The 18,392-nt window shown below is 41.0% G+C and carries 15 protein-coding genes; 2 read left to right on the top strand and 13 right to left on the bottom strand.

The window, feature by feature from the left end; genetic code table 11:
• Positions 1–60: 60 nt before the first annotated feature.
• The 11 genes from LV85_RS03350 to LV85_RS03300 all read right to left on the bottom strand — a co-directional run bounded on the left by LV85_RS03350 (position 61) and on the right by LV85_RS03300 (position 15,444).
• Positions 61–1,353 carry an OmpA family protein gene (locus LV85_RS03350; RefSeq protein ID WP_111316765.1) on the bottom strand — a complete coding sequence of 431 codons (1,293 nt, stop codon included), beginning with the start codon at positions 1,351–1,353 and terminating at the stop codon, positions 61–63.
• 115 nt (positions 1,354–1,468) lie between these two features.
• Complete coding sequence (locus tag LV85_RS03345; protein WP_111316764.1) at positions 1,469–2,983, bottom strand: flotillin family protein; 1,515 nt, start codon at positions 2,981–2,983, stop codon at positions 1,469–1,471.
• Between the two features lie 12 nt (positions 2,984–2,995).
• Positions 2,996–3,562: an NfeD family protein gene (locus LV85_RS03340; RefSeq protein WP_111316763.1), complete on the bottom strand. Its 567-nt coding sequence runs from the start codon at positions 3,560–3,562 to the stop codon at positions 2,996–2,998.
• A gap of 224 nt (positions 3,563–3,786) precedes the next feature.
• Positions 3,787–4,338, bottom strand: a complete 552-nt coding sequence (locus LV85_RS03335; protein ID WP_211318370.1) for a lipocalin family protein — start codon at positions 4,336–4,338, stop codon at positions 3,787–3,789.
• A 1-nt stretch (position 4,339) separates the two neighbouring features.
• A complete protein-coding gene (locus LV85_RS03330; protein WP_111316762.1) occupies positions 4,340–5,134 on the bottom strand; it encodes a tryptophan-rich sensory protein in 795 nt (264 codons plus the stop codon).
• A gap of 4 nt (positions 5,135–5,138) precedes the next feature.
• Positions 5,139–6,530: a mercuric reductase gene (locus tag LV85_RS03325; RefSeq protein WP_211318369.1), complete on the bottom strand. Its 1,392-nt coding sequence runs from the start codon at positions 6,528–6,530 to the stop codon at positions 5,139–5,141.
• A 109-nt stretch (positions 6,531–6,639) separates the two neighbouring features.
• A complete protein-coding gene (locus tag LV85_RS03320; protein ID WP_111316761.1) occupies positions 6,640–7,365 on the bottom strand; it encodes a hypothetical protein in 726 nt (241 codons plus the stop codon).
• Between the two features lie 114 nt (positions 7,366–7,479).
• Positions 7,480–8,061 (bottom strand): hypothetical protein, encoded by a 582-nt coding sequence (locus LV85_RS03315; RefSeq protein ID WP_111316760.1) that lies wholly within the window; start codon positions 8,059–8,061, stop codon positions 7,480–7,482.
• A 171-nt stretch (positions 8,062–8,232) separates the two neighbouring features.
• On the bottom strand, positions 8,233–11,166 hold the full coding sequence (locus LV85_RS03310) for a S9 family peptidase (protein WP_111316759.1): 2,934 nt from the start codon (positions 11,164–11,166) through the stop codon (positions 8,233–8,235).
• 429 nt (positions 11,167–11,595) lie between these two features.
• Positions 11,596–13,299 carry an amidohydrolase gene (locus LV85_RS03305; RefSeq protein ID WP_111316758.1) on the bottom strand — a complete coding sequence of 568 codons (1,704 nt, stop codon included), beginning with the start codon at positions 13,297–13,299 and terminating at the stop codon, positions 11,596–11,598.
• Between the two features lie 60 nt (positions 13,300–13,359).
• Positions 13,360–15,444, bottom strand: coding sequence for a T9SS type A sorting domain-containing protein (locus LV85_RS03300; RefSeq protein ID WP_111316757.1), 2,085 nt, complete (start codon positions 15,442–15,444; stop codon positions 13,360–13,362).
• Positions 15,445–15,538: 94 nt separating this feature from the next.
• On the opposite strand from LV85_RS03300, the gene LV85_RS03295 reads away from it, so the two are divergent.
• Positions 15,539–16,834, top strand: coding sequence for a UDP-N-acetylmuramoyl-tripeptide--D-alanyl-D-alanine ligase (locus LV85_RS03295; RefSeq protein ID WP_111316756.1), 1,296 nt, complete (start codon positions 15,539–15,541; stop codon positions 16,832–16,834).
• Here LV85_RS03295 and LV85_RS03290 read toward each other — a convergent pair.
• Positions 16,827–17,246, bottom strand: coding sequence for a type II toxin-antitoxin system VapC family toxin (locus tag LV85_RS03290; protein WP_111316755.1), 420 nt, complete (start codon positions 17,244–17,246; stop codon positions 16,827–16,829). The genes LV85_RS03295 and LV85_RS03290 overlap by 8 nt on opposite strands.
• Positions 17,236–17,562, bottom strand: a complete 327-nt coding sequence (locus LV85_RS03285) for a DUF6364 family protein (protein WP_111316754.1) — start codon at positions 17,560–17,562, stop codon at positions 17,236–17,238. Before LV85_RS03285 ends, LV85_RS03290 begins: the two co-directional genes overlap by 11 nt.
• Before the next feature lie 132 nt (positions 17,563–17,694).
• On the opposite strand from LV85_RS03285, the gene LV85_RS03280 reads away from it, so the two are divergent.
• Positions 17,695–18,372 carry a DUF2461 domain-containing protein gene (locus LV85_RS03280; RefSeq protein WP_111316753.1) on the top strand — a complete coding sequence of 226 codons (678 nt, stop codon included), beginning with the start codon at positions 17,695–17,697 and terminating at the stop codon, positions 18,370–18,372.
• Positions 18,373–18,392 lie beyond the last annotated feature (20 nt).

The following is an 18,392-nucleotide window of genomic DNA, read 5'->3' as shown; positions in this document are numbered from 1 at the left end:
AAGATAAAATAAAAACCCGGCTCTTCTGAACCGGGTTTTTCATAGGTATGAAAATGTTTGCTATTTCACTTCGAAACTAGCTCTTCTAGCCAGTTGTCTTGCATCGGATGAAGATTTGTCAACACTCGTATCTTCACCATAACCCTTATAAGATAGCCTTGAGGCATCTAGACCGGAAGCAATCAATAGGTCATAAACTGCTTTTGCACGTCTTTCCGAAAGCTTCATATTATAATCCTCAGGACCCAATTCATCTGCATATCCTTTGATTTCAACGCTAACTCCTGGGTTCTTCTTCAAGAAATTGGATACGTAGCTTGTAGCACTGGTAGAATAAGCTAATGGTTTGGAGCTGTCAAAAGCATAGTAAACATTCACGTAACCATCATTGATGGCTTTTTTGAAGAAATCAACTTGCTCCTTCACCACTTCTACTGGGCATCCATTGGTAGATGCTGGTCCAGGAAGGAATGGGCATTTATCTAGGTGATCTGCTGTACCATCACCATCCGAATCCATGGTGATGCCATGAGAATCAACTCTAGCTCCGGCTGGAGTATTAGGCTCTTTGTCCAAGTAGTCAGGAATACCATCGCCATCGGAATCTTTTAGCATTTCTTTGATGCCGCTGATCTGAGCTGCTAGTTCCTCTTTGGTAGCATACTTGTCTGCTGCAATAAACCAGTCAGCATGCTCCTCATTTTTACCTAGGTAGAAATTCAAGCCAAGGGTTCCTGTCCACCAGGTGCCAGTTGCGTGTACCAGTGGATTTGCTGTAGGATCAATAGGTTGAACGTCTGCGTTGTACTGATTGCCATCGAAGGTGTAGGTCTGTCTTCCATTGATAATCATAGAAATATCGCCCGTAAGTGCTACGCGATGTCCAAGCTTTAATTGCCCAGTCATTCCTGTAATAAAGTTGTATACGTAATCAGGTTGTGTGTTAAGTATAGTATGGTCATAACTCAAGCGTCCACCTCCTGCTCCGAAATGCCCAAGCATGCCAATTCTTCTTGAGAAAGACTCAAAATTCATGATTCTTCCTAAGTTGGCGACAGCCTGAATATCGGCTCTAAAATAGTTTGTGGTAAATGTAGGGCTGTGATCTTTGGCTTCTGAAAAGGAACCAAAACCTGCGTCAGCTTTCAGTCCAAATTTCTCATTGAGCATGTATCGTACACCAAAATCAAGGTGCCCGACATTTAAAGTCGGAGACAAAAACCCTGGAGTTAGAGGAGCCATGGCTTTGTTGAATCCTGCATTGGTTTCGAGAGACCATCGATTGAAATTGTCTTGTGCGAGCACCAGATTTGTTAACCCTAAAAAGATTAGGGAAAGGAGTTGTTTTTTCATTTGAGATAAAAGGGGATTAGAATTATCTAGGATATATATCTACAATATCTATGCTCATTTCTACAAAAATCCACCCAAAAAAAATAGCCCGGAAATACCGGGCTATATGCTGAAGTTATTCTTCCTCAGGTTTCTTTTCCTCTTCAGGTTTTGGAGGTTCATTTAGATCTTCACCCTTCAAATAGGTAGGTAGATTTAATCCTGCCATGTTGAAGAGTTCGTTTAGTGGAGGGACAGTTTTCATCATTCCTGATACAAAATTGGCGGTGGAGCCATTCCCGTTTTCGCCTTGTCCAGAATCCCAAACAGTAATTTTATCGATCTTGATGTTTTTCACTGCTTCTACTTGAGTTTTCACTAACTCAGGAAGTTTCTCAATCAATAGCAACTGGAAGGCTTTGGTAGGATCTCCACCTGCTGCGCTTACCACTTCACGGTAACCTTCTGCCTGTTTGGTCAAAATTTCGTAAAGACCTTTAGCTTCCGCATCCATTTTAGCGAAGATAGCGTCAGCCTCTCCTTTTGCTTGTTCTCTGATTCGTTCAGCTTCTGCTTGGGCTTCAATGATTGCACGCTGTTTGGCTATTTCTGCAGGGACTACTACGTTAGCATTTTGAGTAGATCGCTCTCTGTCTGCTCTGGCAGTTTCAGCTTTTTGTTCAGCTAGATATGCTTCCTCGAGTGCTCGAGCACTTTGTACTTTTTCAGATGCAAGGGCGATTCTTAAAGCCTCAGCTTCTTTTTCTCTACGTTGTGCATCCGATTGAGCTATGGATATTTTGGCCTCGTTTTCTCCTTTGATCGCTATGGCATTCGCTTCAGAGGTTTTTACCCGTGTATCCCTTTGTGCTTCTGCCTTACCTATGCTCTCGTCTTTTAATGCTTCAGCAATGCTAACTTCCCGGTTTTTATTGGTTATGGCGATTTTTACATCTCGGTCACGTTGTGTGTCAGCTATCTGAACGTCCTTTTCCCGATCAGCAAGTGCTTTGCCCGTCTCACCAATTTTCTCCTGCTCTGCCACAGAGATTTTAGCTTCGTTGATTGCTTTTGCGGCAGCTTCTTTTCCAAGAGCTTCTATGTAGCCGGATTCATCTTTGATATCCGTTACGTTGACGTTGATCAATTTCAAGCCGATTTTCTTCAGTTCGCTATCTACATTTTTAGAAATGCTCTCTAGAAATTTATCTCTATCGGAATTGATTTCTTCAATGGTCATGGTAGCAATCACCAAACGCAACTGGCCAAAAAGAATGTCTTTTGATAGTTCTTGGATTTGCTCGTGAGCTAGGCCTAGCAAACGCTCAGCGGCCGTATTCATCGTGTCTGTATCCGTAGAAATAGCAATCGTAAATCGACAAGGAACGTCCACCCGGATATTCTGACGGCTTAGTGCATTGGTCAGGTTGGCCTCGATGGAAATAGGCTTCAGGTCGAGGTAGGCATAATCCTGAATTACTGGCCAGATGAAAGCACCACCACCATGAATACAGCGGGCTGAAGTTCCACCGGTTTTGCCGTACACGACTAGGATTTTATCAGAAGGGCAGCGCTTGTAGCGTGAGACAAGTGCCAGAATAGTCACAAAGAGGACAACCGTCGCTACGACGATGAGAATTAAAGGATCCATAAAAGAATTAAGTTAAAGCTTTTCTACGATGAGGATATTGCCACTTTCTACCCGTTTGATTTTTACGGTGGCGTTTGTTTCTATTTTGTCTTGCTCAGTCATGGCATCAATTTCTCGAACAGAACCATTTAGACTTACCATGATTTTACCTTTTCCCTGCATTCTTCCAGGAATTGCTAGATAGACATCTGCAATTTTGTCAAGCGTTTTTTCTAAGCGAAAAGTGTTGTCTTCTCCTAGTTTTTGGATTTGCTTGATGATGAGAAAAAAGAAATAGACAAAGGCAAATCCTACCACTAAACTGATGAAGATAAGTAGGGTAGTATTGGGGATGAGTTTGTAAAAAGAGATCCCAGTCCAACTGAAGCCCAGCAGGAAGTTTATCAAGTTTCGTAAGGAAAACATCTGAAATGGTGCTTCTCCACCATCCAGGTCTCCATCGAAATCAGCTTCTAAGCCATCGGATCCGCCAGATCCTACAAATGTCAAAATCGTCTGAAGTACGAAAATCAAAGAAACAGGTATAGCGATATACCAGAATATCTTGAGTTGAGGGTCTAATCCATCTAAAAATTCCATGTCGAAAAGGTTACAGCCAGCTTAGCTAGGCTTAAAATATCAAAAAATCTCTAATTACTTTCTTTTTGATGGGTAATAAATAAGGATTTAATTCAAAAAGCTGAGGATTCAGATTCCTTAGCAAATCTACATAGGCTGGTGAAGCTTACTTTGGATATAAAAAAGTCATAATTAACAGTAAAATAAAAACTCTCGGAATTCATGATTCCGAGAGTTTAAAATTCTTAGTCCTCGCATTGTATCGTTTTTTCGAGTTTGCTGATGTCGAATCCTTTTTCAGTTATTCCTGTTAGAATTTTGTCATAAAGGGCATCATCCATCTTGCTTGTTCTTGACAGGATCCAAAGGTATTTACGGTTTGGATGTCCGACGACAGCATAGGAATAATCATTTGCTAAGTCGATAATCCAGTACTTTCCTTTGAATGGCCAGAAAAACTGCACTTTGAGCTTGGCATTTCCGGATCCTTCTTCTACAAATGCTGTGGCGGTGGATGTTTTAGTTTTGCCCTTTTCGGGAAGATTGCAAGTGTTTTCCACTTTGATAGTTCCGTCTTCATTGGGAGTATAAGTCGCCTTGGTGCAAGTACATCCTTTTTGAAAAGATTGGGGGAATGAGGCGATTTCATACCATTCTCCGGCATATTGCTCAAGATCTACCTGAGGAACAGTTTCTAGATCTTGTGCCTTTGAAGCATGAGATAAAAACATAATTCCTGCTGCGGCGACTATTGGCATAGCCAAAGCTAGTTTCTCTGATTTTTTTAAAGTTCTCATATTAGTTGGTTTGGTTAAGGTTAAACGGTGCGGTTGCTCTGTTTTGATAGCCATGGTAGCCTATTGCGATGAAAAGCACGATTGCACCAAAAAGTGCTGTCCATTGTAGTGTGGGTATGCTATCCCAATGCTTAACTGAAATAGCGATCAAAGCCCAGACTCCTACACAGGCAAATTCCCGAAGGTTTCTAGTGAAGATCATAAAGAGGTTAAGCAAGACAGCTACAGCAATCATGATCACCGTCCACGTAATCTCTTGCTCTGCCGCAACCCAACCGATTTTGGCGAGATAAGCAGAGATATTTGCGATGGTAGCTACTGAGATCCAGCCGCTATACAATGCAATAGGCCACCAGAGCCAGAAGATTGTTTGTCTGGGGGCATTCCATCTTTCCATGTTGGTGTTGAGGATGGTGATTACCAGGGAGGCTAAAATGCCTATCATAACGATAACCGAAATACCTGTATGCTCCATCAACCACATATACAGCCAAAGGCCATTTCCGATATTGGTCATAATCAAGTATGGGCCGACCTGAGAAAGAAAATCCGAATCTTTATTTGCGCTAAAGGCTCTAGAAATAAAGAAAATAGCCTGTGCAAATAGGGCTAAGAAGATCAATCCCCAAATAGAAAAAGCATATCCAGCGGGAGTGAACAGGTTTTCGTATTCTGAGCTAAGGGAGCTTACAGTATTTCCATTTATGCCTTTTGCATTTACCCAGTAATTCCAAAAGATGACAACGATCAAAACTATTAGGTTTAGGATAGCATAAATCTTATGTGATTTTTTCATGCGTTTATTTCTTTATCGGCTTGAGCTGTTGAAGGAGTGTTGGGATTAGCTCAGTGACAGTAGGGTGAGTTTGCACAGAATTCATCAGCTTTTTATAACTCTGTTTGCCATACATTGCGGTCAGAAATGTGCCGATGATCTCATCTCCTCCAGTGCCTAAAACTGCCGCACCGAGGATTTGTTCAGAATCAGCATCTACGATTACTTCCATCCTTCCCAGAGTTTCTCCCTTTTCTTTTGCTCGGGAAATCTGGCTCATTGGCATGCGTGCAAAAAGTAGTTTTTTGCCAGTTTCCTTTGCTTGAGAAACTGTCATTCCTGCCCTTCCTAAAGGTGGGTCGATGTACAATGCATAATTGGTAATGCGATCATTCAGCGTTCTTTTCTTATCACCGAAAAGCTGATTCTCCATGATCTCAAAGTCATTGTAGGATGTGTGGGTAAAAGCCCCTTTTCCATTGCAATCTCCCAAGGCATAAATGCCAGAAATATTGGTTTCCAGTTTTGGATTCACATCTATGTATCCTCTTTCGTTAACTTTCAAACAAGCCTTTTTTGGTTTGAGTAAGTCAGTATTTGGGATTCTTCCCGTGGCAATGAGCACATGAGAGCCACTGACTTGTTTATCTTTTTTTTCTTGGTGATAACTAACAGTAAGCCCGCCAGATTTATTGTCTTTGCCTTTTAGGCATTTGGCTCCGCAAATCACTTTTATCCCTTCGTTTTCAAAGATTTCCCTGACTAGTTCAGATGTGTCCTGATCTTCTCGTGAAATCAGATAGTTGCCCATTTCTAAAACGGTAACCTTTGATCCTAGCCTTCTGAAAATCTGTGCAAACTCTAAACCGATATAACTTCCACCAACTACAATCAGATGCTCTGGAACCTGCTCAAGCTGAAGTATAGTAGTATTTGTGAGGTAATCTATGTCTTCAAAGCCTTCTGGGATGCGAGCTCTAGCTCCTACATTCAAGAATATTTTGTTGGACTTCAGGGTGCGTGAACCCACTTTTAGGCAGGTTTGGTCCAAGAACGTTGCTGTTCCTCGGATCAAGGAGATTTGAGGAGAATCAGCTAATGCCTTACGAATTCCTAATCTAGATTCTTTGACAAGTGCGTCCTTTCGTTTCTTGACGGTTTTCAAGTTTACTTTGGGCGATTTGGGCACTTCAATACCCAGACTATGGGCATTGCCGATTGCCCAGGCGGCTCTAGCACTTGCTACATAAGCCTTGGTAGGCGTACAGCCTGTATTGACACATGTTCCTCCAAGAACATCTTTTTCTACGATGGCCACCTTCCATTTTTCCTTAGCTAGTGCCAATGCAAGGGGATTTCCGGCTTGGCCAGATCCAATAATGATGGCATCAAAAGTCTCAATTCTTCCCTCAGTCATAATCAAAAAAGTTTAGTGTATGAATTTCGTTTCTCTAAAAGTTACAATCAAAAGGCCAAAAAAAAAGAGCTCCGATTATTGGAACTCTTTAGAGAATATTTCAGAAATCTTATTTCTTTGATTTATTCGGATGATCTTTATGCTTTTTGTCTTTCCAAATCACAGCTGACACCACACTTTCTTCCACTTCCGCTTCTATCACTTCTCCGCTATCAGGAACCTCTGTATCGAGTAGGTACATGATATTGGAATCATCAGTGTAATAAAAAACCTGACCTTTATGGACCATATGCTTCATTTCTTTTCTGAGCTTCTTCACCTCCTTCGCAGACATGCCTGCTTGTACGTCGTAGGAATCTTTGTGGTTTTTGTCCTGGAAAAGAATATGGTCGATTTCACCTTCTCCATTACTTACTACTTGTATGGATCCCTCAGCTTTACCTTTTTTATTGTATGCCATTACTGTTTGAGTCTCATTCAGAGGAATTGCGATTTGAGTCTGGATAACGGGCACTTCTACCAAATCATATTCCTCAATGATGACTTCCTGAAACTCTATAGCTGGAAGCGGCTCATAGGCAGTATTATTGTCTGTCTTTGGAGCCGAGGCCTTAGCTTCGGGGGTGCTTTTGGCTTCAGTAGTTGGCGGGGTAGTAGCAATAGGAGTTTCATTTAGATGGTACTCATCGATTACTAAGATAAAATCTTCTTCTAAAATCACATCAGATACTACCTCTGGTTTCTCTTCTATTTCTGTTTTTTCTGCAGGGTTACAAGCATAGGATAATAGGCCAATACTCACCAGTGCAACAGGTAAAATCAATTTTGTTTTCATAATATATAGATTGGATGGTTAGCTTAAATATACAAGAATATTTTCGAGATAAATATCAAGCAACTATGTGATAATGTGTAGAAATCTCTGAAATCCAAAGCTGGTCAAGTTTGCCTATTGGCTTACTGCCATTGACTTTCTTACGTTGTTATGAAATTCATTGATGGCTTTGGTATGGAAGTAAGGGTAAATGAATTTGTCTCTGAACCATGAGCCGCTGCGATAAAATGACTGATGAGCTACCTCTGTTTTACCATTAGCAAGTGACTTAAATCTTACATATTGGGAACCTTCAGATTTAGAGTTTTCTAGGTAGCAGATTTTTATCATTTGCTTCTTTTTGTCTATTTCCATCACTTCATGACCTACTTGAAGTTTTATGACTCCGCTAAATATGTGAAGGTTGAGAATGAGTACTTGACCTATACCCATTTCTCCAGTATATACTTGACCCGGGAAAACCTCTTCTTGGGTGTTTCTTGAGTATAATCGGTGAAAATGGATCATTCTTCCACTCCAAGCTTTTTCTGGCGAAATAGTGACATAGCTGTCCCAGACTGTTTCAAAATCCTGATCATAAATATATGTTTCGAGGTGCTCGTAATAAGTTGGGTCTTTTTCCTTATAGCAAATTGAGCTAAGCTTCGTGAAATCAAATTCTGAGTTAAGGTTCTTTTCTTGGGTGGTTTCTTCCATGAGGTGTTTTGAGTCGCTTTTTCGAATGGGCGCTAAATAACGTGAAACTGAGGATATTCGCCAATCATTTGGTGATAAGTGGGGTGATTTGAGATAAAAGGTCGCGGGGCTAAGGGTCATTAAGGTAAAAATTAGACAAAAAAAGAGGAGCCTGTTACAGCTCCTCTGCTATTAAAATGCTCTTTTTTCAAGATGCTCATCCAAGTCGATTTTGTCAATTCCTTTTGACATCCAATCTGGAGCTTCAGTTCCCTTCAGATGATGGTCAAAGAATTCCATCATTCGCACAGAGTAATCTTTTCGGTTTTCGAGTTTACCAAGACCATGGTTTTCGCCCTTATATTGAACCAAGATTACCGGTTTTTGCAATCTTCGCAAAGCTGAGTAATACTCAATTCCTTGAGTGAAATCTACGGCACCATCTTTATCGTTGTGTAGCATCAACAGCGGCGTAGTTACATTTTTCACATGATAGACAGGGCTATTTCGCTCGTAAGAATCCCAGTTTTCCCAAGGTCCACCAGTAAATCTGCCTTGAGAAGCCTCGAAGATCGACATATTTCCTCCACCAGAATTCCAGTAGATCAAATCATACATAGAGATCATATTGGTCAGTGGTGCTCCTGCTGCAGCGGCTTTGAACATATCAGTCTGTGTGATCAGGAATGCTGTCTGGTATCCACCCCAAGAGTGTCCATGGATTCCTATATTTTCTTCATCGATAACTCCTGTAGCGATTGCCGCTTTTACGCCTGGGATTACACACCAAACTGCCGACATTCCTGGGTCATCCATGGTATAGACGATATCTGGGATAAATACTGCAAAGCCATTACTGGTATATACATTTGGATTCCAGCCTGTACCGCTGTATCCAGGATTTACCCAATTGTGACGGGTCTGAGATAATTTTTCATAGTAGTAAACTACAGTAGGGTATTTTTCGCCCTCCTTATAATTAGCTGGAAGGAAGAGTGCTCCTTGAAGTGTATCGCCCTTATCAGAAACATAATCCACTAATCTGGTCCCAGATGACCAAGCATAATCCCCTGCAGCAGGCGCGTTTTCTGTCACTTTAGTTGGGGAAGAAAGAGAGGCATCAGCTACATATATCTGATCTGCTTCGTTGAAAGTTTCCTTGTTGAAGAAATACACTTCTGCATTCTCCGCCTTTTGTAAAGATCCGATACTAGCATCTTCCCATATCAGAGACTTGGCTCCTGGGATTAAGCCTTTTTTAGAAACGTCGATTAAAGAAATACCACTTTTCTTAGTCCACTCACCATAGGTACGGATGTAAAGGGGCTTACTAAGATTTATGCCTTTCTCTTCTCGATCGAGAGAAAAACGATACTGATATCTGATTTTTTCTGATCTGCCATTTTGAGTCAAATTCACTGCTTTGATTTTGCCAGTAACTGGTACTTGCCAGATATCCCAGCCGTCATTTAGCAAAACATACTGAGAATCTGAACTCCAGCCAAGTGACCCTTCTAGTGGCTTTTTCACATTGTGATCATCATCTTCGTTGACAAATGTCACTGGCAAACTAGCCGTCAAATTTGTTTCCTCTCCAGATGCGATATCATAGCTGTAATAGTTTCCATCATAGCCATAAATCAATTTCGTGCCATCCGGCGAGCTACGAGGGTAAGAAGAATATCCTGGTAGGTAGAAGTTGGTAAACAAAGTCTTTTTCTCTCCAGTTGTTAGGTCAACAATATAGAAGTCACGGTAATTCTGACCATCTAGATTAGATTGTAATTCATAGGATTGATTGTCAGATCCGATCGCATACTTCTCCTTGGCTTGAATGCTCAAATCACGCATCGTGCTATCCTGAAGTTGGATGTGCTTGCCTGTAGCCACGGTATACATGGAATAGAAACTGTAATTCTTGTCTTGATTTTCTAACACCTGCTGGCGAGACTGCAGACGGCTGTCATTCCAGTGCCATATGGTCATATCAGGCTTGTCTGCATCGCTCTTCTTATCGTCTGTTTTCGTAGTGTCAAGCTTGGCAATAGCCTTTTGAAGATCCTTTATCGAGTGAATAGCAGTATCAGCCATGATTTTTTTCATCGCTTCAGTCTCGGCAAGTTGTAGAGAATCCTTATCCAGTTCTTTCTTTACTTCTTCTTTTTTAGCCAAAACCAAAGGGTGAATGCCGTAGAAAAGTCTGGTCAAATCCTCTGACCACATCGGGCGACGATTTGGACTAATGGTGTATTCCTTCGAAAAGCCTGTAGAATCTTTCGCTGGATCATATACTGTCACCACTGGACTTGTTAGGTTTTTCACACCAAGTAATTTTCCTTGGTCCTGCTTATACTTTTTGTCTTTGACCATTTTCAGAGCTGCGAAAGCATCTCCTTTTTCTGTCCAGTTGATGGACTTATATGACGCATCATCTGAGTCGAGTACACTTGTACTATTATTGCTCATGTTCATCAAATAGATGCCATTTCCAGATTGATTGGCAGCATCTACCGTGTAAGCCAAGTAATTCCCGCTCTTGTTGAAGGAGAATTCGGCTACATTACCGAGATTCTGAGCTTTCTTAGTGTTGAGGTGATAGATCAAAAGATCTGATCCTTTAGCATCTCCGCCACCGTCTTTGGTCAGGTTAATTGCTAGATGGGTGGAAGCATCTTCGTTGAAAGAGAAGTTGCTTACGTTTTCAAAAGTTTTCTTGTCATCCTTATCAGCTGAACCTAATTTGAGTAGCGTAACCTTGTCGTGAAGCGGTTTGCCTTTAGACTTTTTGTTGGCTTCCTTCTCCTTGTAGGTAGGATATTCTTTGAAAGCTATCCACTTGCTATCCTCACTGAACTGGATAGAAGGGAAGTTCGTAAAGCCAATTTTGAATGTCTGTGTGGAATCCGGATCAGTCACATATTGAAGAATCACTTCTGCATCAGCTTCCAAGGCGGTCATTCCATAAGCAATCCATTTGCCGTCAGGGGAGATTTTGAAAGTGCCAGGATTCATGTTTTTCCAAGTTGGAATATCCTTCCAAGTCATTGGTTTTGGCGTGCTATCCTGAGCAATTGCTAGGTTGCATATCAGGCAAAAAAGCCAGAAAAAGGTAAAGAGTCTTTTCATAGTAAATTATGTTTAGATCGGAAATTAGGGAAAAATTCTGAGATCGGTTTGCTTCATGCCAAATGGTAAAAAATTTCAATTGTGATGGGAATGATTTTGTTCGGTGCCGCTCCTCTGGAGCTTTTCGGGTAGGATTAGGACGTTTGGCTACAAAGGTGTTGACCCGCTGGGCCTAATTCAGCAAATTTTATCAAGTTGTAGCGGATGTATGTGAAAGTTGCTTTAGTAATATTGAGCTCAGTATGAGCGAAATATTTGTAGAAAAGGACGGTTTTTAGCTTAAGCAAAGCTCCGTAGGAGCGACACCTTAATTTCAATAATGGTGTCGCTCCTACGGAGCTTTCGTTTTATATGGGTATAAATTCTACAAAGGTGTAGGCCCAGCGGGCCTACATGGGGCCAAGGATTTTGGCAATAACTACAACGGAACTACTTTTTATATACCACTTTTCCGCCCACTACAGTCATGGCTACTTTGGTGTCCAATATCTCATCCTCTGGAACTTCCATGATATTCTTATCGAAAACAGTGAAATCAGCAGCTTTTCCGACTTCAATAGAACCTTTGAAATCTTCATCAAATTCTGCGAATGCGCCATCTAAAGTATAAGATTTTAGTGCTTCGGAACGGGTCATTTTCTGATCTCCTTCATATCCTCCATCTGGCAATCCTTGCAAAGTTTTTCGGGTCACCGAGGCATAAAAAGAAGGAATAGGATCTACAGGTTCTACCGGAGCATCTGTGCCGTTAGTTACCACAGCTCCAGTTTGCATTAGTTTCTGCCAAACATATGCTCCATCTATGATTCTTTTTTCTCCCAACCTGTCAATAGCCCATGGACGATCTGAACTCAGGTGAATGGCCTGCATGGCTGCGATCACGCCCATTTCGCCAAATCGAGGAATATCATCTGGGTGAATGTGTTGCGCGTGCTCAATGCGGAATCTCAGCTTTTTGGAATCTGGATAGTTAGCAAAAGCTGCTTCATAGCGATCTAAGATCTCCTGATTTGCTCGGTCACCTATGGCGTGTGCACAAACTTGAAAACCTGCTGGAATAGCTTTTTCAGAAACTTCAGAAACTACTGACATCGGCAATGTCTCATGTCCTCGATGTCCAGGACGATCTGAATAATCTTCTAGCAACCAAGCACCCCGATTGCCGAGAGCACCATCACAATTCAATTTGATCGAACGAACCGTCAACATGTGATCAGCTGAATCGATCATGGGTCCCTTTTTGTACCACTCGTCCAATAGTGCAGGTTGAGTTCCTGTTAACATCACATATTGTCGAACGGTAAGCTTTCCTTCATTTTTGAATTTCTGGATAAGGTCAATCACATTTTGTCCACTTCCAGCGTCGTGGAAACTGGTAATGCCCTTTTCATTTAGCTCTTTCAAAGCTAAAGTCAACGCTTCCTCCGCTCTTTCCGGTGTCTCTGCTGGAATCAATCTAGCCACTAAACCTGCCGCTCTTTCTGAAAGTATCCCTGTAGGATTTCCTAATTCATCAATTATGATTTCCCCACCTTCTACTTCTCCAGGTCTCTCGCCTTTCAGGTTACTGATGCCAGCTAACTCTAAAGCTTTGCCATTTGCGAATGCGGCATGACCACTTGCGTGCCTTAAAAAAACAGGGTTGTCAGGAGAAACCTCATTAAGCTGATCATTTGTCTGAAAGCCTTTTACAATTTTTTCGGGCTTTTCGATCCATTTGTCCTGATGCCAGCCACGTCCTGTGATCCAATCGCCGGGTTTTGATTTGGCGACTGCCTCAGCTACTTTCTCTACCAGTTCATCGTAGGTTTTGACATACATGAGGTCAAGTTCTAGCTTGTTGTAGCCTATTCCCATCAAGTGGGCGTGGGATTCGATAAGGCCAGGAGTCATTGTTTCTCCCTTCAAATCGATCATTTCGGTGTTTTCAGCCTTATGTTTTTCGATTTCTTCAGTTGTGCCTACGGCCAAAATCATCCCGTTTTTTACAGCTACTGCTTCTGCGGTGGGCTGAGATTCATTGACGGTGTAAATGATGCCATTGGTAAAAATCAGATCGGCTGACTCAGCCTTGTCCGTGGAGCAAGAAATGAGGAAAATCCCCAAGATTGCAAGTAAGAAGATGTTTTTCATGGATTTATATTATATCCGAAAGTACCTTTTTTCGAACAATACAAAAAGCCAATTCTGAAATTAGCGCATCCAGATTTTGCGGGACTCTTGGAATTTGCCACCAACTTCAAGTGATAAAATATACAATCCAGGGGCAAGAAAACCTGCTTGAATTTCCACTTGAGTATTTTCAGGAAAAATAATATCGCTGAGCAACTCTTGACCTAGAGAATTGATCAAACGGCCTTTGGCATCCATGTTGGAAATAACTTTAATAGGACCATCGCTTGGGTTTGGGTAAACCAAAACTCTGAAATCATCTTCATCAGGATTAGTTGGATCTTCCGAATTGAGGTAGATCATTCCACCAGCGCCTGTGCCTAAAATTAAGTCAGGCTTTTCGTTGAAAAGGGGATTCACCACTGCTATCCAGTTTTTTCTGCCCAATAGGGTAGGTAGATTTTGGTTGCCGATTTTTACAAGTATCTGTTCTCGTAAGTCAGATTCCATGAAGTTCGAAATTTTCAAGATCTCCCCTAGTTGATCCACAGCATACAGATCTGGATTTTCAGTTTGGAGAACAGCAACTGACAAATTTCGATTGGCAGGGTTGTCCTCGAATCCCAGGAAATTGGACTCCAGTAGACTTGCTGATTGAGAGTCAAGATCTACTTGATATAATGCTAAACTGCCATTTTGGCCTGCGACTAAGAAATAATCTGATTTTTGGTAGTTGAAGAAGCTTAGATAATCACCCCGGCTTGGCGAGTATCCACTTAATGTAAAAGGAATGAAACTTTCGTTTTGTAGCTGGTATATAACTTGGGTAGGAAAGTTGTCGTCAAACTGAATTCCAGAAACAAGCGTAAACTCATTGCCAGCTGTGGACACAGTTTTTATGATTTGAGCATCAAGTAATTTGAGATTAGAAAGATTTAGGTAATCGCGTTCTACCAGTGTGATTTTTTCTTTATTAAATTGAAATCTCGAGATCTCGGACCTTACTTCCCCTTCTCTGGTGGTATTTGCAGAGACAAGTATTTCGCCAGAGTTATTACTGCCTAGAAAGATAGGTTTAGTATTTTCACCAAGGTCTAGGAGTTGGTTTTGGAGGAATCCGAAATCAAAATTTCCCTCCTTATCCATTTTGACGATAGAATTTTCATAGTCAATATCGAAATTATAAGCAGCTTCATTACTATTTAAACTGATGATTAATTCATCATTGTTGCGCTGGCCAATGTGGAAAATGGGGAAAGTGGGAAATTCTTCATATCCAGGAAGTTGATTAGAGAATTTAGTAAATACAGGTTGTGATTCTGTGCCAATATTTTCTAAGTAATAGAGGACACTACATTCATCGCGACCGAGAACCAAGTCGCTGACGCCATCCCCACTAAAGTCTGAGTATAAAATGGAATGACCTCCGGCATGTTCTACTCTGCTTCCTTCTAGCGAAGGGTTGATTTTCGCCAAAGGAGAACCGGAGCATGTTTTTCCAAATGAGAAATCTGCGCAGCCACAGAAGACAAAATCTCCCCAATAAACTTCAGGAAAAGCGAAGCCATCTACATCAGCAGTTCCTTTGCGTTCGACGCTTGTGTTTTTATAAAATTCAAGGTAATCGCCGGATGCGAAATTGAAAATCACTATATCCAAATCTCCATCTGCATCCAGGTCCTGAATAAGTGGAGTATCCAGATTATTCACTTGGATATTTCCTCCATTATCGATTCTCAGGAAATTTTGTGCAATCGTCCAGGATATTTGAGATCCATTGGAAGTGTTTTTATAAACTTTGATTCCTAATGCCGTAGCTGTAAAAAGATCCTTTTTTCCGTCTCCATCAAAGTCCTCAAACACCAAAAAACCTGCGATGTCAGCAGGTAATAAATAGCTTATTTCAGGTAAATGCGTGAAGGACTCTTCCTCGTTCTTGAACACTAGAACTTGTCTGGAATTGATGTCCCAGGTCACCCATTCTTCGATTCCATCTCCAGTAAGGTCTATTTTTTGAATTTGCGCAGCATTGATTCCTCCTGCAAAAGGTGCCTTGAGGATTTCTCCATTTACTTCAATGTCAGGGTGCTGATTTAGACTGTAAATATCCTGCGCTTTAAGCTCCGAAAAGCCAAGTAGAAAAATTATAATACAGAATTTGCGCATTGGATAATTAAGAGAAAGACAAAATTAATACGTGAGTCTCGATTCAAAGATGTGAATGATTCCTTTATTTTGGGAATTAATTCCTTTGAAAACGATGAATATCTCCATTTTATATACCCTCTTCAAAAATAGTACTGGTGTCAGTACAGATACCCGCAAAATCGAAAAGGGCAACATCTTCTTTGCACTCAAAGGCCCAAACTTCGATGCAAATTCATTTGCTCCTAAAGCCTTGGAAATGGGAGCATCTCTGGTTGTGATCGACGATGTAAAGCATTTTGTGGAGGATGATGAGCGTTACTTTTTAGCAGAGGACGGGTTGAAAATGCTTCAAGATTTGGCGAATTATCATCGTAAAACTTTGGAGATCCCGATCATTGGACTGACAGGATCGAACGGTAAAACGACAACCAAAGAGCTGATGAAGGCTGTTTTGAGTCAAAAATTCAATGTGTCAGCGACAGTCGGAAATCTAAATAACCACATTGGTGTACCGCTTACTTTATTGGAAATAGGAGAAGATGCAGAGCTCGCTATCGTAGAAATGGGGGCAAATAAGCCTGGAGATATAGAAGAACTTTGTCTGATCGCTGAGCCTACTCATGGCGTGATCACCAATATTGGCCGAGCACATCTGGAAGGAATGGGCGGGCCAGAAGGCGTGCTGAAAACCAAGACGGAATTGTTTCAATTTCTAAGATCAAATGGTGGAAAGGCATTTATCAATTCTCAAGATCCAATCCTTTCAAACCTGAGTAAGAGATTCGAAGATCCAATCCTTTATCCAGCTAAAGGAGATTTCTGTGAAGTGACTTTTGAGGAAGCAAATCCCTTTGTGAAGTTTTCAGCTGAAGGCTCGGAGGAGGTTTATTTAAGCTCATTGATCGGAGCCTATAATTTTGGAAACATCGCTACCGCTTTGACGATAGGGAAGTTTTTTGAGGTGGAAATGAAGAAAGCTATTCAGGCTATCGTGGAATACAAGCCTTCAAATATGCGCTCTCAGCTGGTAGAAAAGCGAAGTAATCTGATCATCCTTGATGCTTACAATGCTAATCCTTCCAGCATGGAAGTGGCTATCCGTACCTTTGGCGAAATGACTGGCAAAAAACATAAAATGCTGATCATCGGTGATATGTTTGAGTTGGGAGAGCATGCGGAAGCTGAACATGCGCGATTGGGAGAAATTATCAGCGAATATGAGATTGAAAAAGTTTGCTTTACGGGACAGCTGATTGTATCTGCCTTAACTAAATACCCAAAGGCATTGTATTTTCCTGATCCTTTTTCCTTCCGAGTTTGGCTTCAGGATAGCAAGCTAGAAGGTTATCTGATTCTGATCAAAGGTAGCCGTGGGATGAAGCTTGAAGGCTTGGTTGATTTTATTTAAAGAGGGCGAGGAATTCTTGAGGAGAAAACACTGGAAGTGTGGATAACTTATAATCTTTTTTATTTCGGGTAATGATAGCTTCTATATTTGAGTTTTGATTGGCTGTTTCAAATTGAATAGCGTCTTCAAAATCTGTGAACCCATTTCGGAAGGCGTTTCTAATTTCCGCATCTCCAACAGGAAGAATTTGGCAATAATCTAAAATCTGTTGTATGGACTTTATTGTTATCTCTTTCCCTATTTCTTTTCTAGCCACGTAAAAGGAATTGGAAATCATGAGGCTTGAAAGAAAAATTGAGACTTCTCCTTTTGCAGCCAAGAGAAATATTGTGTTTGATTTTTCTGCAAATGGATCTCGAGTTAATAAAGTATCCAAGAAAACATCCGAATCAACAAATATATTAGGAACCATATTTTTTCATTAATTCCTCTGTAAGTGTCTTTTTGTCTTCTGACAATTCGGAATACTCAAATTCAGGATTAACTTTCGCTTTGCGTGAAAAAAAAGCCTCCAAATCTTTTGGAATCGGCTCAGTCCCATCTAATATCCTCTTCACAAGTTCAGGGTTCTTGGGAGTTATTTTCTCTAAAACTTTTTCCTTAGGTTTAGTTACATCCGATAAAAGTGTTTCTACCAAAGCAGATAAACTTTGCCCTTGCTCTTCAGCATACTTTTTCGCTTTTTCGGCAAGTCGTTCGTTGATGTCTAATGTTACCTTCGTTGTCATGACTTCTGGATTATTCGATATAATTTAAGAAGATTTCTTTCCTTATTGAAATCAATTTTGCCTCGATAAAGTTTACTTCCATGTCAGCGTCCTGACAATTTTAGAAATCATTACGTTCAAAAAACAAAAATAATGCGTCCATACTTACCTTTTCTAGCTGCCCTCGCCGAACATAACTCCAAAGAATGGATGGATGCCAACAAGAAATGGTATTTGGAAACAAGAGCTGAATTTCTGAAAGATGTAGGACAATTGTTGAAAGGGATTGGAGAATGGGAACCGGCGATGCTGGTATTTCAGCCCAAAGAATGTGTGTTTAGACAAAACAGAGACATTCGCTTTTCGGCTAATAAAGCTCCCTATAAATCCAATTTCGGAGCCTATTTCTCGCCTAAAGGAAAGAAGTCAGAGGGGCCAGGGTATTACCTCCAGATTCAGCCGGACAACTCATTTTTGGCAGGAGGTATTTGGATGCCTCAGTCGGAGACTTTGAAAAAAATCAGGAAGGAAATTGATTACTCGGGAGCAGAACTAGCCAAAATCGAAAGTAACCCGCACTTCAAATCACTTTTTGGTCAAATAAATGGAGAAAAACTCAAGACCAGCCCACGAGATTACGAGGCCGATCATGAATTTATTGACTATTTAAGATTGAAAAGCTTCACCGTTTCTTCAAAGATCTCAGATCGCGATATAGAATCACGAAACTTTATCAACCTCGCTTTAGATGGCTTTCAGAAAATGAGACCCTTGCAAGAATTTCTGTCAAGGGCGATTGAGGAAGTGGAGGATGGCTCAGGATTGTTGTAGCATTAAGTAGCTAGTAGCAA

It is taken from the genome of Algoriphagus chordae (genome assembly GCF_003254055.1).
Classification (GTDB): Bacteria; Bacteroidota; Bacteroidia; order Cytophagales; family Cyclobacteriaceae; genus Algoriphagus; species Algoriphagus chordae.
This window is presented reverse-complemented; position numbering and strand designations above follow the sequence as displayed.